At 29.3% G+C, this 19,099-nt stretch carries 19 protein-coding genes; 4 read left to right on the plus strand and 15 right to left on the minus strand.

The window, feature by feature from the left end; genetic code table 11:
* Positions 1-100 precede the first annotated feature (100 nt).
* The gene (locus U8307_RS05700; protein WP_326910974.1) at positions 101-1,207 is read left to right on the plus strand and encodes a M20/M25/M40 family metallo-hydrolase; all 1,107 of its coding nucleotides are present in this window, start codon (positions 101-103) and stop codon (positions 1,205-1,207) included.
* 52 nt (positions 1,208-1,259) lie between these two features.
* Here U8307_RS05700 and nrdJ read toward each other — a convergent pair whose 3' ends face one another.
* On the minus strand, positions 1,260-3,614 hold the full coding sequence (gene nrdJ, locus U8307_RS05705; protein WP_326910976.1) for a ribonucleoside-triphosphate reductase, adenosylcobalamin-dependent: 2,355 nt from the start codon (positions 3,612-3,614) through the stop codon (positions 1,260-1,262).
* Between the two features lie 521 nt (positions 3,615-4,135).
* On the opposite strand from nrdJ, the gene U8307_RS05710 reads away from it, so the two are divergent.
* Positions 4,136-4,882 (plus strand): acyl-[acyl-carrier-protein] thioesterase, encoded by a 747-nt coding sequence (locus tag U8307_RS05710; RefSeq protein ID WP_326910978.1) that lies wholly within the window; start codon positions 4,136-4,138, stop codon positions 4,880-4,882.
* A 131-nt stretch (positions 4,883-5,013) separates the two neighbouring features.
* Here U8307_RS05710 and U8307_RS05715 read toward each other — a convergent pair whose 3' ends face one another.
* From U8307_RS05715 to msrA, 13 genes are all read right to left on the minus strand, one after another.
* Positions 5,014-5,832, minus strand: a complete 819-nt coding sequence (locus U8307_RS05715; RefSeq protein WP_326910980.1) for an ABC transporter permease subunit — start codon at positions 5,830-5,832, stop codon at positions 5,014-5,016.
* A gap of 11 nt (positions 5,833-5,843) precedes the next feature.
* Entirely contained in the window at positions 5,844-6,641 is a 798-nt protein-coding gene (locus U8307_RS05720; protein ID WP_326910982.1) for an ABC transporter permease subunit, read from the minus strand.
* 9 nt (positions 6,642-6,650) lie between these two features.
* On the minus strand, positions 6,651-7,532 hold the full coding sequence (locus U8307_RS05725; protein WP_326910984.1) for an ABC transporter ATP-binding protein: 882 nt from the start codon (positions 7,530-7,532) through the stop codon (positions 6,651-6,653).
* Positions 7,533-7,541: 9 nt separating this feature from the next.
* Positions 7,542-8,162, minus strand: a complete 621-nt coding sequence (locus U8307_RS05730; RefSeq protein WP_326910986.1) for a TetR/AcrR family transcriptional regulator — start codon at positions 8,160-8,162, stop codon at positions 7,542-7,544.
* Positions 8,163-8,252: 90 nt separating this feature from the next.
* Positions 8,253-10,616, minus strand: coding sequence for a PEP/pyruvate-binding domain-containing protein (locus tag U8307_RS05735; RefSeq protein WP_326910988.1), 2,364 nt, complete (start codon positions 10,614-10,616; stop codon positions 8,253-8,255).
* Between the two features lie 47 nt (positions 10,617-10,663).
* Positions 10,664-11,272: a TetR/AcrR family transcriptional regulator gene (locus tag U8307_RS05740; RefSeq protein WP_326910990.1), complete on the minus strand. Its 609-nt coding sequence runs from the start codon at positions 11,270-11,272 to the stop codon at positions 10,664-10,666.
* 127 nt (positions 11,273-11,399) lie between these two features.
* The gene (locus U8307_RS05745) at positions 11,400-11,972 is read right to left on the minus strand and encodes a hypothetical protein (RefSeq protein ID WP_326910992.1); all 573 of its coding nucleotides are present in this window, start codon (positions 11,970-11,972) and stop codon (positions 11,400-11,402) included.
* Positions 11,973-11,996: 24 nt separating this feature from the next.
* A complete protein-coding gene (locus U8307_RS05750; protein ID WP_326910994.1) occupies positions 11,997-12,605 on the minus strand; it encodes a TetR/AcrR family transcriptional regulator in 609 nt (202 codons plus the stop codon).
* A 170-nt stretch (positions 12,606-12,775) separates the two neighbouring features.
* Positions 12,776-13,126: a GIY-YIG nuclease family protein gene (locus U8307_RS05755; RefSeq protein WP_326910996.1), complete on the minus strand. Its 351-nt coding sequence runs from the start codon at positions 13,124-13,126 to the stop codon at positions 12,776-12,778.
* Between the two features lie 11 nt (positions 13,127-13,137).
* Positions 13,138-13,617, minus strand: coding sequence for a DUF6530 family protein (locus U8307_RS05760; RefSeq protein WP_326910997.1), 480 nt, complete (start codon positions 13,615-13,617; stop codon positions 13,138-13,140).
* 143 nt (positions 13,618-13,760) lie between these two features.
* Positions 13,761-14,348 (minus strand): hypothetical protein, encoded by a 588-nt coding sequence (locus U8307_RS05765; protein WP_326910998.1) that lies wholly within the window; start codon positions 14,346-14,348, stop codon positions 13,761-13,763.
* 224 nt (positions 14,349-14,572) lie between these two features.
* Positions 14,573-15,286, minus strand: coding sequence for a uracil-DNA glycosylase (locus U8307_RS05770; RefSeq protein WP_326911000.1), 714 nt, complete (start codon positions 15,284-15,286; stop codon positions 14,573-14,575).
* A gap of 83 nt (positions 15,287-15,369) precedes the next feature.
* Positions 15,370-15,846 (minus strand): peptide-methionine (S)-S-oxide reductase MsrA, encoded by a 477-nt coding sequence (gene msrA / locus U8307_RS05775; protein ID WP_326911002.1) that lies wholly within the window; start codon positions 15,844-15,846, stop codon positions 15,370-15,372.
* 195 nt (positions 15,847-16,041) lie between these two features.
* Between msrA and U8307_RS05780 the strand changes: the two genes are divergently transcribed.
* Both U8307_RS05780 and U8307_RS05785 read left to right on the plus strand, forming a co-directional pair.
* Complete coding sequence (locus U8307_RS05780) at positions 16,042-16,344, plus strand: ArsR/SmtB family transcription factor (protein ID WP_326911004.1); 303 nt, start codon at positions 16,042-16,044, stop codon at positions 16,342-16,344.
* Between the two features lie 42 nt (positions 16,345-16,386).
* Entirely contained in the window at positions 16,387-18,891 is a 2,505-nt protein-coding gene (locus tag U8307_RS05785; RefSeq protein ID WP_326911006.1) for an FAD-dependent oxidoreductase, read from the plus strand.
* Between the two features lie 55 nt (positions 18,892-18,946).
* Here the strand turns inward: U8307_RS05785 and U8307_RS05790 are convergent, their stop codons facing one another.
* The gene (locus tag U8307_RS05790) at positions 18,947-19,087 is read right to left on the minus strand and encodes a FeoB-associated Cys-rich membrane protein (protein ID WP_326911008.1); all 141 of its coding nucleotides are present in this window, start codon (positions 19,085-19,087) and stop codon (positions 18,947-18,949) included.
* Between the last annotated feature and the right edge of the window lie 12 nt (positions 19,088-19,099).

Consider the following 19,099-nt stretch of genomic DNA (forward strand, 5'->3'; position numbering starts at 1 on the left):
AATCTCAATTTAATAAGTTATCCTAAATTTTAATTAACATATAATTGAAAAATATATGTTAATGTAATAAAATAATGGTAATTAAAACTAGGAGGCAACAATGATAAATAAAAAACGTTTATTAGAAACATTTATGGATTACGTAAAAATAAGTAGTGAAACTAAAAACGAAAAAGATATATGTGAAAGAATTATTAAAGACATCGATTCTTTAGGATTCGAAGTATATATCGACAATGCCGGTGAAAAACTTAACTCAAATGGAAACAATATTTACTGTTTTATACCAGGAACATTAGAAGGTGATCCTATACTTTTCAGCGCTCATGTTGACACAGTAACTCCTGGAAACAATATCGAGCCATATATTGATGACGATTACGTCTACAGCAAAGGAAATACCATTTTAGGTGGAGATGATAAAGCTGGAGTTGTTTCAATAATTGAGGCAATTAAAACTATCAAAGAGAATAATTTACCTCACAAACCAATTGAAATTGTACTTACAATATGCGAAGAAGGGGGCGTTAATGGCTCCAAGCATGTTGACTTTTCTAGATTAAAATCGAAAAAAGGTATAGTTCTTGATAGTGGTGGTAGTCCTAGTGATATTATTATAGAATCTCCTGGTCAAACAAGGATTACGGCTCAAATAATAGGAAAGCCAGCCCATGCCGGTGGCTGCCCTGAAGATGGTATTAGCTCAATAATTGTAGCCTCTGAAGCTATAGCAAATATGAAGCTTTTACGTGTAGACTATGAAACAACTGCTAATATTGGTACTTTTAAAGCAATAGGTCCTACTAATATTGTTTCTCCAATAGTTGAAATAGTAGGGGAAGCAAGAAGCCGTTCTAATTCTAAACTAGAAGCACAAACAAACCATATGATTGAATGTTTACAAAAATCCTGCGATAAATATGGTGCAACACTTGAATATGAAATTGAAGAATCTTACAAGTCTTATTCTTTATCTCCTGATGACGAACACATTAAAATGATATCTAATGTCTGCAAAAACCTAAACTTAGAAATTAACATGAAACCGTCAGGAGGGGGAAGTGACGCTAATATTTATATTCATAAAGGGATTCAAACAGTTAACATTGGATGTGGAATGGAATTAGTACATACTACTAATGAAAAACTTAATATAACAGATTTCTATAATGCATCTAAAGTTGTTTTAGGTATTATGACAATATAATGTATATAAAAAGCAATAGCTTTAATTAAACTATTGCTTTTTTTACAAATAATTATCTTATAGGACAAATTCCAGTATCACAACCATCATTTCCAATGTCCAAAATTTCCTCTTTAACCTCATACTTACTTAATAATGAAGGTATAAAAGGTTTCATTTCATTTACTAGTTTGTTATATTGTTCCTCAGTTATTGACTCATACGGCATCAATTGATAAAAACTATCATCTAATGATAAAAATGACAATGCAACAACTTCATCCCAATTATCCCAAACCCATTGTTCAACTTGTTCCCATTCATTATCTCTTACATGAACTGTTATTGAGCAGTTATGATCAACGTAATTTTCCATGAATAACTTATAATTTTCTAACTGTTCAATAGCTGTAACATCATACTTCGTTTTACCCATAGGAGCTTTTACCGGAAATTCAATTACTTTTGTTGTGCAAGATTTCTCATCTTGACCGACTTCTGGGTGAATAGAATATCCAAGTTCCTCACAAACTTTAACAAGTGGATCATGACTATTTATTCTAACTCTCCTTAAGAAATATGGTGAGTGAGAATAATGAACACCACTTGATACTCCAGGAAGTTGAGACAATGTTCCCTCTGGTTTAACAGTTGTAACTAAAATCGGTGCGCTTTCACCTATTTCGCTAGAATATCTATCTGCCTCATCCTTTGCTACATCTCTTAATTTTCTTAAAAGTTTAGCTTGACCATCTCTATCAAGATTAACAGCATTTACCATGTCTTGCCACCCTGTTAATGAACAACCTGTAATTTTATCCCTTTGTTGAACTCTGTCCCACTTAGAAAGTTCAAGTTCAACACAAGTCATTCTATAAGCTGCCCTTGCTGATAATCGTTGAGCTCTTAATAAAGCTTTTTCATCTAATTCGCCATTTTCATCTACAAATGCATATGTATTTATAGTAGTTAAATTACATAATCCCTTATTATCAAGAAGTATTTCTCCACAAGGATTTACTCCATTCATATTTGGTCTTCTTTTACTTCCCGCTTCTTCATTAACCCATCCAGGTTCTCCTGAATACCTCATTTGCTCAATCTGCCATTTTAATTGTTCACGAGTAGGTTTTTTTCTATAATAAATAGAATTGTTACTCATTGAACGATGGATTATATCCTTGTCTACAATCCATTGCCCATCTATCTGTTTATATAACTTATTTTTAGCTTCAATACTATCAGTGTCGTCATAATCAATAAGCATTATTTCTGCTGTTCTTCTAACTCCGCCAACAACAACATTTTCTCCTATAATATTTGCTATATCTAAACAATCAATAGGTTTAATTTTAAATCTTTCTTTATTTTCTATTGTTCCACGTTTTTTTATAACTAAGTCTATTTTTGTAAACATAGTTTTTAAGCTTGAATGTCCACTTGCTGTACCACCAAAAGTTTTAAGAGTCTCTCCCTTAGGTCTAACATTATTGTAATTTATAATAATAGTTGTTATATTTCTATATTCGCTACTGTTTATAATATTTAAATAATGATCAAGTGCTTGAACCCAACCTTCTTTGCTGTCTCCAACAATAATTTTAACAGAATTGTTATGATTGAATTCAACTCCAGTATTGTCTTCTCGTTTTGATTTTTCAACAGGTGTATAATCCTCATGAATTATTTTATAGTTACTTCTTAATTTAGGTAGTTCTTCTACATCGCTTTTTAATATTCTAACTCCAACACCAGAGCCAATCATTAATAAATAAAATAAGTCTCTAAATGCATGAAAATCATTAATTACCTCAAATGCACAATTATAATTAGCCATTGGATAATTATAAGATACAGGAGTTCCTCCTACCCAAAATGTTCTACCAGATAAAAATTGTCTTAAATTAAAAATATTATCATATAATTGCTCTGCTTCTTCCTTTTTAGTAGGAACTAAACTGCAGTTATATTCTACTGCTCTTCTTACAGTTTCCCACCAATATTCTCTTCTTCTCTCTTCTGGCAACCATCTTGAATATGTTCTGTAGTATACGAAATTCCCTAATTGATCCATAGGAGAACTAACATGTTTATATTTGCTTATGAATTCTTCACTTAAAAGTTTATAATCTTTTCTCTTACGTGAATCTCTTGATTTATCCCTTTCATATCTATATAAAATGTATCTTTTGGCTACATCTTTTCTTACGCTGTCCATCAATTCATTTTCTACCATATCTTGCACCAACTCAACTGGTATAGCGAAATTCTTATTCATAAGTTCATCTTGAATTTTTTTACTTATTTTTCTAGCAAGTTCTTCATCTACTCCGTCCTTTGTTTCTTTCATTGCCTTAACAATTGCACTGCTTATCTTGTCAATGTTAAATTCAACAAAGTTCCCCGTTCTCTTCAATATTTTTATCACTGATATCCCTCTTTCCTCTTAAGTATTATATGTAATTATTTATGCTATATACAATGGGGTAAGTACTATATATTGTAGCATCTACCTCGAGTTAAGTCAATAAAATACTATATATAGTTTTGCAATCCTTAAAAACCTTACAATTACTTTATTCAAGCACTGTTTCAAAAATATTAGCGAATAATGTCAAAATAAACAGAGAATCCCTTAATTGAAATTACAAGGAATTCTCAATTTCTTAATAAATCTTAATAATTATTGGCATGCTTTATATTTAATAGCTAATTTAAATAAAGAAAAATCTCTAACATCTAGTTATTATAAATGATATTTGCATAAAGAGAAAGTTTAGTTTATGCCTATATTTCCATATTATATATTTATCTCTACTTTTTACAAATATACTTCCATAAGTATAACGTCTCAATATATATAACAAAATAATCGCTACAACTATTTACATATCTCCTTATAGACTATATAATTATATATTGATTAACATGCAAAAAAGGAGCGGTAAATTGGAATCTATATGTAGAAAAAATTATAAAGTAGAAGTAAATGATGTTGATTTTAATCAAAAATTAAAACTAAGTTCTTTATTTATGTATTTACAAGATATGGCTACAATTCATGCTGAGAGGTTAGGATTTGGAAGAAATAACTTGCAAAATTATGGTGTTATTTGGGTGTTGATTCGTGCAAAAGTAGATATAATAAGATATCCTAAATGGAATGAAGAAATAGCAATAGAAACTTGGCCACAACAACCTAATAAAATTGAATTCGAAAGAGATTTCATTGTTTATGATTCAAAAGGTGATATAATAGCAAGAGCTGTTTCATCTTGGGTAATTATAGATATAGTTAACAGAAAATTAAAAAGAAGCAAATTAATCAATCCGGCATTTCCATTAATTGACAGGGAAAGAGCTTTAGTTTGTCAATTAGGGAAGTTAAAAGCAAATGGAATCTTAGAACCAATCTATAAAAAAACTGTAGGTTATAGTGATGTTGATATGAATGAACATCTAAATAATGCAAAATATATTGATTATATAATGGATTGTTTTAGTTTAGAGAATCACAAAAAATATTTTGTACAATCTATTGAAATCGATTATATACATGAAGCTTTACCTGGAGATTCTATTTTATTATCTAAAGATTTAACTCAAGTTGATAATAATATAATTTATATTGAAGGACTAAATGAAAAAGATAAGAAAGTTGCATTTAAATCTAAGGTTATTATTAAACATACTTAATATTACATATAATTAGTAATTATTTTGATATATATGAGTTCAATTGCAATATTGCAATTGAACTCATATATCTACAATAAAAATATTGACCTATTAGAATGAATCATGTAACTATTAGGTCAATACCATTATCAGTAAAGTAAATCTTTTTTATTATAACAAACATAAGTCAAATAAATTGAAACGGAAGTAATAAGTGTTCCAATTACCACATATAAAATACTAATTCCATTATTCACAACCTCAGTTCCAATAAAATATCTAAATGGAGACATAAAATTAAGATAATTAATATTTCCCACATATTCTATAATTACACCAATTACATATGTTATAAGCACAAACAAAAAACCAGATTTTAATGCTGCGTTATGTGAATTAAATATTGCTGCAAATAAAAGTCCAATTGAAAAAAACACCACTTGAGTCAAGACCATACCAAATATTGTTAATGTAATCATACCAATAACTAATCTGCCATTTATAATACTCATAGCGTTACCATCTATAAAAATAATGGTAAATATACTTCCAATCCATGAAACAAATGCAAGCGTCAGTATGTTTATAACACCTACCAGTATCTTGGTAGTGATAATCTCATTTCTTTTATATGGTTTTGAATATATATATTCAAATGTCTTGTCTCTTTGATCTCTGGAAAGAATTGTGACTCCTATATAGACAGCATGGATAAATGTAATTAAACAAATCCAGTAAAACATAATGAGATGATAATCCAAAGATGTATCAAATGATAATCCATCCATGCCAAACATTATAACTACAATCCTAGGTAACGAATTCATGCTGTCCATAATACTATCTGAATATTGTGATACCATAGGATACTCAGCCAAACCATACAAAATAGTAACTAATGTTACTATACACCATATGATTAATCCTTTTCTGCTGAGTTTTAATTCTTTTATAATTATTGATTTCATTTCACCCCTCCTTAAGAAACAAGCGCGATATCTTTTTTATAAAAAATCTGATATCCCACAGCTAAAAATAACAGTGTCAATATTATCAAAGCAACTATATATTTTAATTCATATGATGCTGTTGTAATTATTGCAGACCCGTTAAAATAATGAAGCGGTGAAAAATATCTAAGAAAATTTATTCCAACAATACGGGACATAGAACCCGTAGCATATGATATAAATACCACTCCTGTTGATATAGGTAATGTCGCCCTTATTTTTGGAAATATTGTCCCAATCAACATACCAAAAGCTAAAAATAGCAGCTGAACCAAAGTAATTGAGACAGCAATTAAAATAAGTGTTTTTATATTAAAGCTACTGTCAGTTGTTCCTCTATACATGCTCACATAAGACATTACAGTGTAAACAACTCCAGTGATAATTGCTCCCATAGCTAATGCAGAAAACTTTGACACATATACATTTCCTCTGCTCCATGGTTTTGTCATTAAAAAGTCAGCAGAATTTTGTTTATATTCCTTAGTCATAATATTAAGACCTGTGTTAAATCCATTTATGGCACATGCAAACATAATGAAAAATGTTAGAAAGTAGTATATACCCATAGGAGTACTTAAAATCTCCATATTAAGACCAATGGATTCAAAAAAAGCATTATCAGTAATTGATTTCATTCCATATCCTCCATTAGTTATCATTTTTATATAAACAGGTAACATAAAGAATATTGCAAAAGATAAAGCCAGTGACCAAATAATAATAGATTTTTTCAACTGCTTCATTTCAAATTTAAAAATTACCATAATATCCCCCTATTTATAATAATGCAAAAATATTTCTTCAAGAGTAGGTTCTTCTATAAAAACATCTTCTACCTTAAGATTAAAAATTTTTTCAATAATTTTATCTGCTTCTCCGCGATAAATAAAAGATACGTGATTACCTTTCAGCTTATAATTTGCAATATTATCTTCTTTAAAATAATCCTTAACTGTTGGTTCTGAAAGCACCAGTTGAATTTTTTTGTAACCATTTTTTCTTAAATCATTCATATTCTGTACATTAATAATTGTGCCTTCCTTGATAATAGCAACCTTGCTACATATTCTTTGTACTTCACTCAATACGTGAGAAGAGTATAAGATTGTTGCACCTTTTTTATTTTCTTCTTTCAGAATTTCAAAAAATGTCTCTTTAATCAATGGGTCAAGTCCATTTGTTGGTTCATCAAGTATTATTAACTTTGGAGAGTGCAATAAAGCAGCAACAATTCCAACCTTCTTTTTGTTACCGAATGAAAGGTCACTAATTTTACGTGTATCAACAAGCTTCAATCTTTCTTTTAACTCATTAATTCTTTCGTTGCAATCCATCTGATAAAGTTCAGCTGAATACTTAAGTAATTCTTTTACTGTCATGTTTTCGTAGTAATATGCTTCAGAAGGAAGATATCCCACGTTCTTTGCTATCTTGTGAGCTTCTTTATCACAGTCCATTCCAAACATAGTTGCGCTTCCTGCTGTTGGGAGAATAAGAGCCATTAATGTCCTGATTGTAGTAGACTTTCCTGCCCCGTTTGGTCCTATAAATCCGAAAATTTCTCCTTCCTCTACTGTAAAACTTACATCTTCGATACCTCTGTGTTTACCGTAATATTTAGAAAGATTTTTGACTTTAATTACATTATTACTCATTTTCCCCTCCTATTTATAAAAACAACGTTTCATAATATCAAAATAGTCATCCCACTCTTTCAGAATCTCTACTTCAATATCTTTAAATGAATTTAGTCTGTCTCTTTGCTGCTCTGAAAAGCTGAGCATTGTCCAATTGATAATATTCAAAGTTTTTTCTAAATCAATATCATCACGAAATTTCGAAAAGTCAATATTCTCATAAATTCTTGCAAACCCATTTTCAACAATTGACTTGCCTTTTTTATTTATATCTGACTTAACCTCAGCAGATTCTTCTTTTCCAAGGGTATTAATAAAATCAAATGCTTGAGGAGTCTTCTTCATAATATTATACTTGATAACACCAACTTCTCTTATTCGTTCAAAGAAATCGGTTACGCTTAAATCAATTTCGTCATATATCTTTTCAATAATTTCAGCAACATAATCAATTAAATAAAAATACAATTCTCTTTTGCTTTTAAAATAATTAAATAATGAACCCTTTGAAATATCAGCTTCCTTAATAATTTCATTTGTCGAAGCTCTTTCATAGCCATTTTTAGCAAACTCTTTTAAAGCAGCATTTATTATACGTTGTTGTTTCTCCGGTTCTAAAGTATAAAATTTCTTAAAAATTATAAACACCTCTCTTTTTTAATATAACAATGACCACCATGGTCATATATCATTATATAATATATGACCATGGTGGTCAAGAGTTTTAATTATTAAATTTTAGTCCTTCAATATTTCAACTATTCCGTTTCCACCGTCAACAATAACTCTATCTCCGGTTTTTAGTCTTAAAGTAGCATTGCCGCAACCAACAACAGCTGGAATTCCCATCTCTCTTGCAACAATTGCTGCATGTGACAGAGGCGCTCCAATGTCCGTAATAATTGCTGCTGCTTTTGGAAAAATCGGTGTCCACCCTATATTGGTAGTCGAAGCCACCAATATTTCTCCAAAAAGAAGCTTATCTCCCTCTTCTGGATTTGATAAGATACGTACAATTCCTTCTTTCCTTCCTGCAGCACCGGCACATCCTTTAAGGACTTCTGAATCATTTGATTTCACTGCAGGCATAGAGGCATCGTAATAGTCCATCCTTCTATTTGGATCCTTTAGCCACTCATAAGGATTAAATCGCCCCCTTATTATCGATGGTAAAGTTGGAAGAGTTTTATATTTTTCGTAGTTCTCTTTTCTTGCTGCAATATTGTTGATTTTCAACTTCTCACCAGAAAGAAGCTCCTCAATTTCATTAATATAAAAGAAGAAAACACCATCGCCTAAATCTAAAAATTCTCCTGCCCTTAGAGCAAAAGCTCGTACAACCCTGAATACCCTTACAAATTCTGAGCGAGCCTCTTCCCTGAGCTTAGCACCTTCAGAGGCTTTTTCTAATTTCTTATTTAACCATTTTATTTTATTTGGATATTGTTTTTCAAACCTGCTCTTGGCAGATTCAAATTTAATACGTTGCTTATCAAGAAGCTCATCCACATTAATATTAGACTTCTTGAACTCTTCTATTTGTTTATCAAGCCAATTATCATCTTCCATAGGGTCTGGAATTGACAATTCATACTCATGAGCTCCTCTGTGTCCGTATTTATTCAAATACTCATTACGACTCAATTCTCCATTAATGATTTTAGAAATACCAGCTACAGGTCCAAGGCTTGCTAACTCTTCATCCCCTCTAAGATTAGATAAAAGAGTGTTAGCGTCCTCGGTTCCAACTAATTTTATTAATTCTTTATCCAAAGTTGTAACATTAGTGATTTTTATTGCACCAGCACTTACACTTGACCATGCCTCATTAACATATGGTTGTATTTCGTTCTTCCATAATGATAGCAATTCTTCTTTAGTGACGGCATCTCTTATTTTTACTCTTATATTTTTACACCACTCTGGCGTTAGTTTTAAAAACTTGTCTAGCGTTTTAAAATCCTTTGTAGACTTTTTTGCTGTTTTAATTATTTTAGGGAGTATATTTTTTATTACTTCAAAGCGAGCATATGGATATATGGGTATACTCATTTCTTCAGGTATGTCCCCATAAAAATCTCCAAGAAGCTTTAACGAACTTCTAGCATCTTTACCAAGCATTGAAGATATCACAGAAACTCTTTTACTTATATTCATATATGGTCTACCGCAAATATTTCCAGATAAAACATAGTATCCGGGTATAAAATCTAAAGCTTCATCAAGGCGACTTTCAATACTCCAGTTAAATGGTGAAAAAACATCAGGTATGGCTTCAGCCACATTTGTATTTATCCAAAGTTCATCACTCATCATAGAATAATTGATTTCATAAGTATCTAAATCGCCAAATGACAAGGTTGTAATCGGTCTTGCTTGTAAAATATATAGTCTTCCTTTAGAAACTGCCCATTCAATATCCTGAGGTTTTCCAAATTCATTCTCAAGATTAGAAGCATATTTAAATAATTTTAACGCATATTTCTTAAAGTCATCTGGACCTTCGTATTTTCCTTTAGGCCTATTAATTTTAAAATCAAAAGCATTGGATTCACCAGATACAAGTTGTTCCCCTAAGCCATAGACGTAATTTCCTATCATGCTTGTGTAACTGCCGGTAATTGGATCGGATGTAAATAAAACTCCTGAAATTTCAGATTGAACCATTAACTGAACAACTATTGCAATTTGATGCGTAATCTCCATACCTTTAACTGAACTATATGATTTTACTCTTTCAGATTCTCTTGATTTAAAAACCGTATAGATAGCCTCATGTATGTCTTTATCTGCTTCAATATTAAGAACAGATTCAAACTCTCCAGCAAACGAAGCTTGAGCATTATCTTCACTGAAAGCAGATGACCTAATTGCAAATTTTGCATCTGCATTACTTTTTCTGATATCATTTAATAATAATTGAATTTGTTTCCAAGCCTCACCATTTAAATATTCATCTTGAAAAGCAGTTGGTAAAATAACAAATCCATCAGGAACAGGATATCCCCTTTGAAACATTTTAGAAAGCATGCTTCCTTTACCGCCGGCAAATGCCTGCTGTTCAGGTAGTAATTCTTTAAATTTGATTACATTCTTCTCCATATAATTCTCCTCTAAAAGATTTCTTCAAATTCATTGTATAATTTCTACTAAAATATTATTTCATCACTATCTAAGCCCAAAGCTTTTACAAACATATCATTTATTGAAATTGTATAATTAGCATGCTTAATTTCATCATTAATATAATCATTATAAAAAATACTTTGAGGCAGTGAAACAACTGTTCTTAGCAAGATATCAGCAGTTTCATATGGGAATTTCACGCTAAAGATACCTTCATTAACTCCTTGCTCAATAATTCTGCCTAATGGTGAAACAAACTTATGAGCAACAGTTACATAGTATTTATAAAGAGTAAAATCAGATTTTAACAACATGCTCAAATATTTTGCATATTCTCTGTTTGAATTTTGAAGTTCTGACTTCTTTTTTAAAAACAACTTTAATTTTTCTAATGCATTAAGATCTTTATCTTCAACAACAGGCTCAAGTAGTTCTAATAGTTTTTCTATAATATTATTAATACTTTCTGTAAGGACCTCATCTTTTGACTTAAAATAATGATAAAATCCACCCTTTGAAAGCCCTGAAGCATTTAGAATGTCATCGACACTAGTTTCTTCATAACCTTTCTCAATAAATAATCTTTCAGAAATTCTTATAAGTTCATTTTTTTTATCACTACGTTTAACCATATTTTCCTCCTTAACAAACCGACGTCGGTTTGTTTTTAGTGTAGACAAAAATTTTATATTTGTCAAGGTAATATGGCACAAAAACAAAAAATCTCCTTAAAAATAATTAAGGAGACTTTCTTTATTCTTATTTGTTTTTGTCAATTTTTCTAAATCCAAAGTATATTAAAACTATGCATATTATCAATCCTACCATTGCTGGTATAAATACAGATTTTCCAGCTTCTCCACCAAATGCAACACTCCACGCCATTTTAGCTACTGCTATGAATATCATTACTGAAATACCAAAATATAAGTTTCGTTTCCAAAAAGCTACAGCCAAAGTTGAAATTGAAATAGGTATAAGTAATGCTATTAATATTTTTGATATATCCCAGTTACCTAACAAATAATCTTTTTCCATTGCCAAAAATTCCTTGACTTGGTCATTTACAATTTCTGGTTTAGGAAACCAAAACATACTTGTGAATATTAAAAAAATAGTTATTGATATGCCTGCCCAACTTCTTTTATATGCAAAATAGCAAAATGGAATAAGAAAAAGAGGCCTGATATACCAGCTTAATTGATTCTGATGGCGTTCGTATGCCCAGTTAAAAAAATTATTGTTTGTAAATGCTAATATGATAAAAATTATTGTACCCAATGCAAATAATAAAGCTATTATCTTATCATAACGTTTAAATTTATTTTCCATAATTACCTCCTTATGATCTTTAAATTATTTACCTAATCCATTTTTAATAAAATCAACATAATAATCAAGATTTTTAATAATGTTGTTTATTTCTAAATCCTCTTCATTACTAAAAATTTCATCGAAATTTGAAAACATATAACTTATAATTTTTAAAATAAAGTCGCTAGGGATATCATCTCTGAAATTACCATCTCCTATAGCACTTTCAATCATCTTTTTTAAAGGATTAACGGAATCTCCAGATAATTGGATTTTAGCAATATTATAAATTTCATTACCTTTTTCTTTTGCCAGCATCTTGCTAAGATTATGGTATTTGGGATAAAGAGCAGCAAATTCAGCTCCTATTCTTGCTTGTAATTTAAATTTTTCAAATATATCATCTTTTTTAATTTCAATTGATTCTTTAAAATGATTATTAATAAATTCCCACTTAGTTTTAACAGAAGATTCAAGCAAATATAAATAAAGTTCTTGTTTATCTTTATAGTGATAATAAAATGTACCCTTGCTGATGCTTGCTTTTTTTATAATATTGTTTAAAGAAGCTTCTTCATATTTTTTTACAGAAAATTCATCTAAAGCCGCCTCTAATAACTCTGTTCTTTTTTCAAAACTTTTTTCTTTCAATAATTTATACTCCTTTCTTTTAATAGACCATTTGGTCTAGACTGCATGGTCTACAATTAGAATATCGTATTTTTACTATTTTGTCAATAGTATTTAACAAATAAAAAATCCCATTGACTAAAAAGTAAACGGGATTTGCTATATCTAACTATTAAAATGAAGACATTCTTTTAATTGTTATAAGATATCATATTTTGATTTTTCAATTTTTCTTCCCATACCATTTTCATAATATCTAGTTCTTCACTATAATCAGTTTTCAATTCATCTTTATCATACTTAAGAATTTCAAGAATTTTTATTTCAAAATTTTCTGATTTATATTCATTCCACTCTTTTTGTAATAATTTATGTGGATAACTTCCAGCCTTTAATTGGAATTTTATACTGTTAATTTTCCCTTTTAAATTTTGAGTTACCTCAAGATAAAATTTATTATTAACCTTTGAACGTATAACAAATATCCCCATGTCAGGTTTCATTTGTTTATATTGTTCCTTTAATTCTTTTTTCCTATCCATAATTTATCACCTTAATATCCCATTTCTTTCAATAATCTTGATAAAGTACGCAATCTTTCACCTATAATTTCGCCATCTTCACTGAGTGCTTGATTAAATAATTTAATATCTTCATCGATTTTATCATTTTCAGTACATATAGCAACTGTCATAGCATCACCTTGTAAACCAACTCTGTCTATGATAGGTTTTTCTGTATCATATAATTTTTCATATCTATATGCATCTTGAAAATGTAATTTAGTTCTGCAAACTAAAATTGCTAAATCTAAAACTCGGTGCAGAGGCAATTCTTCAGATTGTCTTGACCATTTTTCTCCAGTATATCTCCATACTTTAGCTGAAATATCAACTTTGCCTCTATCATTCCATTGAGCTAATCCTAAGGAAAGTCCCTTTGCATCAGTTTTATAAGCATTTCTTCCATCAACATTTTCATAATTTTCTGAAACTATAACTGGTTTATGTTTTAAAGTAGTTGGTATTTTCATTACTTACTCCTCCATTATTATTTGATTTAGTAAGTTAGTAAATTACTAACTTACTAAATTATAATAATGTATTTTATTATTTTTGTCAATATGAAAATTTATTCTTAAATATTTAGCAAGGCAAAAAAATAAGAGTGGAAATATTATATTTCCACCCATTGATAATTTGGATCTTTTTTTATCGTATTCTCAATTTTTCTTGACCATTTCACATTTTTAAGATTTCCTTTATAAACTACTTTACTATTTAAATTAAGCAAATCCTGAGGCCTAACAAGGTTCCTAGGTATTCCAAGGTCTGATATACCACTTTTATTTAAAATATAATATACAAACTCTGAACACAAAAACCTATCATTGTAGCAAGCTTCTTTATTTAATAAACTGTTTAATAAACCAAAATAATTATATTTATATGAATTTCTATTAATAATAAATTCATATAATAAGCTTTCAGCCTTTTCATATTCTTCTTTTGATATTTCTACCTCTAATACTAATCCTTGTAGATTTTTACATAATCCATATACTCCACTATTTATATCTTCTTTTACGAACCTACCGACAAAAGGATTATATACATTTTTTCTTCCAAAGCTATACATTTGACAAAGCCCTTTATCTAGTGAAATGGCTGCATGTGTATATTCATCATTTTTAATTAAGCCAATCATTCTTGATAAAACCGTATTAGTCCTTGTAAGTACTATATACAAATGCTTTTTATCCATATTTTTTCCTCCATAGTTGCTAAATGTACTCATTATGATACAAAGGACTTAAAAAAATATAAATGAAACATTAATGAATCATTAATTTTAGATTGTAATTACCTAAAGGTTGTCCAATTATACATCCACATACTTAGACGTAAATTAATAGTTATTTGTTTCATCAAAAATTAAAATAAAAAAATCACCGATAACCTTTTAATTGATTAATCGATGATATTACGCTAACCAAGCCAATTTACTTCATTCATTGTATCTTTAAAACAATTACTTTTTAAAAAATCATCTTCATATTTATTAGAACACATCATAGGATGTCTACTAATATACAAATTTCCGTTCTTAATATATTTTCTTTTATCTTCGGCTTGTTTTCCCCACAAAAACCAACTTATATTTTTATTATGACTAGATATATATTCTAAAAGTTCTATACTGAATGGTTCCCAAATAGAAATATGGCTACCTGTTATACCTGCTTCTACAGTAAAATATGTGTTTAATAATAAGACACCCTGTTTCTCCCATGATTTGAAAATTTCATCAGGAGGCAAAATGTTAAAACTTCCATCCTTAATATACTTTTGAATTTCAGAAAATTTTTTTATTTCATTATAATCTTCAATATTGTTATAATTTTTATATATTAATCTAACAATATTTTTTAAGGATACCTGTCTAAATTTATCATTCCACGAATGTAAATCTCCTACTTCAAAAGCCCTACCGGTTGCCTTTCCCTTTTCAGGATATGGGTCCTGTCCTAAAATTACAACTTTTACATCATATAAATTGCTTTTTAAAAATCGCAGAACATTATTTTTATCTGGATTTATATTATTTCCGATTTTATCTTCAATTGCGTGTAATTTATTTATTATATCATTTGTTAAAAAACTCTCCCATGATAAATGATAATCCTTTGGTATTATACTCATATTATTCCTCTATATTTTTAATTTCTATCATTTACAATCTACTCTCGAATTAAGATTAGTAAATCTATTATATACAAAAAATGCTATAACGTTAAATCTATATGACAATATCCATTTGGATTCTTCTCTAAATATTTTTGATGATATTCTTCTGCAGGAAAGAAATTCTTAAGTTTTTCTAGTTCTGTTACAATAGGTTTATCATATTTAAGTTGTTCAATTTTAAAGGACTCCTTAATAATACTAATATCTTTATCATCTATATAATAAACACCAGTTCTATATTGTGTCCCTACATCTCCACCTTGTCTATTTATAATTGTTGGGTCTATAACCTTCCAAAAAATTTCTAAAATTTTATTTAAAGATACTTCTTCTTCATTATATTTAATATATACTGTTTCTGCATATCCTGTACTATTTGTACATACTTGCTCATAAGTTGGGTTGTCAGTACTCCCATTGGCATATCCTACTATTGTTTCCTTTATTCCATCCTTTAGGTCAAAATATGCCTGAAGTCCCCAAAAACAACCACCTGCTAAATATATTTCTTTCATAATATAATCTCCTAATTTTTTATATTATTATTTGAAACAAAAAACTTTTTATTAATTTTAACATATATTTAATAAAAATTCTATAAAAAACTATTGACATTATATTCATATATGCTAATATTAGAATATATTAATATTTAAATATATATGTGTTTTAGTATGTTAAATGTATGTCAATTTAAATAATAAAAAGAGGTGATTAAAATAGATTTTACTAATAAAGAGAATACTAAAAAACTACTTGCTGAAAAAGCTGAAATGTTAAAAAATATAGCTCATCCTGTAAGACTTTGTATTTTAGCAATGCTTATAATGGAGGAGCAAAGTAATGTTACTGATATGCAATGTTGTATAGACGTTCCTCAACCAACTGTTTCACAGCACCTAGCTAAACTTAAATCAGCTGGTATCTTATCATCTGAAAGAAATGGAACTGAAATAATATATAAAATTGAAAATGAAGAAATCAAACAAATTGTAGAACAATTATTAAAGTAAAAATAAAAAATAAGAAATATTAACATAAATGCGGAGGATATTATGAGCAAAAAGATAGTAATAATCGGCGGCGTAGCTGGTGGTGCCACTGCAGCTGCCAGACTCAGAAGACTAGATGAAACTTCTGAAATAGTAATATTAGAAAAGGGACCTTATGTTTCTTATGCAAATTGTGGTCTTCCTTATCATATAGGTAATGTAATAAAGGAAAGAGCTTCGTTGTTATTACAAACCCCTGAAGCTATGTCAAAAAAATACAATGTAGACGTTAGAATTAATTCAGAAGTTACTTCTATAAACAAGGAAAAAAAACAAGTTGAAGTAAAAAATATTGTAATGGGAGATTCTTATACAGAAAATTATGATATATTAATAATTTCAACAGGGTCTTCCCCATTAAAACCACCTATAGAAGGTATTAATTCACCTGGAATCTTTACTCTTTGGACTGTTCCAGATACGGATAATATTAAAAAATATATTAAAGAAAACAACCCGAAAAGTGCTGTAGTAATAGGTGGAGGTTTTATTGGTCTTGAAATGGCAGAAAATCTTCACGAAGCTGGCTTAAAAGTAACAGTTGCTGAAGCTATGAATCAAGTAATGGCTCCACTTGATTTTGAAATGGCAAAACTTGTTCAAAGCAACATGGTTGCGAACAATGTGAATCTTTGTTTAGGAGACCCTGTAGATAAATTCAAAAATGAAAATGGTAATGTAATAATTACTTTAAAAAGTGGTAAACAACTAAAAGGTGATATGGTTATCCTATCAATAGGAGTGCGCCCTAACAGTAAATTAGCTAAGGATGCAGGTCTTGATTTAAATCAACGTGGTGGAATTATAGTTGATAATTATATGAGAACTTCTGATCCTAATATTTATGCTGTAGGTGATGTTGTAGAAGTAGAAGAATTTATTAATAAAGGTAAAGCAATGATTGCTCTTGCAGGACCAGCAAATAAACAAGCAAGAATATGTGCCAATAATATTTATGGTGGAAATGAAGAATATAAAGGTACTCAAGGTTCTTCAGTTGCTAAGATATTTGACTTAACTGTAGCATCAACAGGCGCAAATGAAAAAACACTTAATAAAATGAAAATGACAGAAGGTAAAGATTATTTGACTGCAACTATTTCTCAAAAATCTCATGCTGGATATTATCCAGATTCTTATGAAATGATATTAAAACTAATATTTTCACCTGACGGTAAAAAAATATTTGGAGCACAAATTGTTGGTATGGATGGAGTTGATAAACGTATTGATACTATAGCAACAACCATTAGACTAGGTGGAAACATCTATAATTTAAAGGAACTTGAACTAGCCTATGCTCCTCCTTATTCTTCAGCTAAGGATCCTGTAAACATGTTAGGATTTGTTGCAGAAAATATGATTCAAAATAAAGTGAAATTCAGCAAATGGAATGATATAAATCCTTCTAAAACTTCAGAGTATAAAATACTTGATATACGTGAAGACCAAGAAATAATGGTATTTGAAATTCCAAATGCTATAAATATTCCTCTTGGAGAATTAAGAGATAGATTATCTGAACTTGATAAAAATGATAAAATTATAATATTTTGCGCCGTTGGTGTTCGTTCTTATAACGCAGCAAGAATATTAATGGAAAATAAATTTAAAAATGTTGAAGTTTATCCTGCTGGAACAAACTTTTATAGAGAAATTTATTATGAATATTTTAATAATTTAAATGATAATAACAATAATATAACTGAAAGTTCAAAAAAAAATATGAAAAATTCTAATATAAGTATCCCGACTAATGAGATAAAAGCATCTTTTAAAGTTGATTGTAGCGGCCTTCAATGTCCAGGTCCAATAATGAAAGTTTATGAAACTATAAAGAAAATCAATGATGGAGATATTATCCAAGTTTCCGCGACAGATCCTGGATTCGCTAAGGATGTAGAATCTTGGTGTCGCAGAACTGGAAATACTCTTATAAAAGTTGAAAAGAAAAACAAAGAAAATATTGTATTTATACAAAAAGGAATTGATACAAAAAACCCAAGGCATTCAATTACGAACCCATCTCAATCTGTAACCGAAGGAAAAACCCTTATAGTTTTTAGCGGTGATATGGATAAGGTGCTCGCTTCTTTCGTAATTGCTAATGGTGCTGCAGCTATGGGAAGACCAGTAACTATGTTCTTTACTTTCTGGGGACTCAATGTTCTAAGAAGGTCAGAAAAACAAAATATTAAAAAGCCATTTATTGATGCAATGTTTGGAAAAATGATGCCTCAAGGCGTTAATAAATTAAAACTATCAAAAATGAACATGGGTGGCATGGGAACAGCTATGATGAAAAAAGTAATGAATGACAAAAATATCGATTCACTACAAGATTTAGTTAAAAAAGCACAAGAAAATGGTGTTAAAATGATTGCTTGTACTATGTCAATGGACGTTATGGGTATAACAAAAGATGAAATAATTGACGGAGTTGAATTTGCAGGCGTTGGAACATATCTTGGTGATGCAGAAGAATCTAATGTGAATCTATTTATATAAAAATATAACTTTTTACATTAAAATGAGGATTTATGACAAATAAATCCTCATTTTTTTACTTTCTATTTGAACATCCTTGTACACTGCAACCTGAGCACCCTGAACATCCTCCGCCATTTTTCTTTCGTTTCATAATTGATTTTATTACTAAACCTACAATTACAATTATAATTAAACCTATAAATAAATCTGCCATATTCATACTCCT

It is taken from the genome of Sedimentibacter sp. MB31-C6 (assembly GCF_035934735.1).
Taxonomy (GTDB): Bacteria; Bacillota; Clostridia; order Tissierellales; family Sedimentibacteraceae; genus Sedimentibacter.